Raw genomic sequence first — 437 nt, 5'->3', positions numbered from 1 at the left:
CCCGTGGCAACCAGCTGCTCGATCCGGCGATGCGGGTGCTGCTGCCGTTCTCGGCGGTGAATCCGTACGTCAGTGAGAAGCGCGGACGAGTGGCTGAGGAAATGTTCTTCGGACGCTTGGAGGAACTCGGCTCGGTGCAGAACCCGGTGGGTAACCAGGTGGTGTTCGGAGGCCGAGGGCTCGGCAAGTCGGCGCTGTTGAAGGAAGCGGGCCGAAAATTCACCGCACAGGCACCCATGGCTCACATCAGCATGGCTCTCAGCCTGGACTCCACCTACAACGGCACCAGTGCCCAGTCCTCGGCTGTGTGGAATCTCATCGGGCGCAGGCTGCTGGAGGAGGACGCCCTTCCGCTGCCCAAGCGCGTGCGGGCCGATGCGACCCTCACCTACGACAATGTGCTGACCGGTATCAGGGCTTGGCTGAAGGCCGACAGC

At 64.1% G+C, this 437-nt stretch carries 1 protein-coding gene; it reads left to right on the top strand.

All coding sequences use genetic code 11. The features are described 5' to 3' along the window. A partial coding sequence (locus RNB18_RS52350) for a hypothetical protein (protein WP_311721098.1) occupies nucleotides 1-437 on the top strand: 437 nt, incomplete at both ends.

The organism is Streptomyces doebereineriae (assembly GCF_031845645.1).
Classification (GTDB): domain Bacteria; phylum Actinomycetota; class Actinomycetes; order Streptomycetales; family Streptomycetaceae; genus Streptomyces; species Streptomyces canus.
The sequence above is the reverse complement of the archived record's forward strand: the minus strand, read 5'-3'. Positions and strand labels throughout refer to the sequence as shown.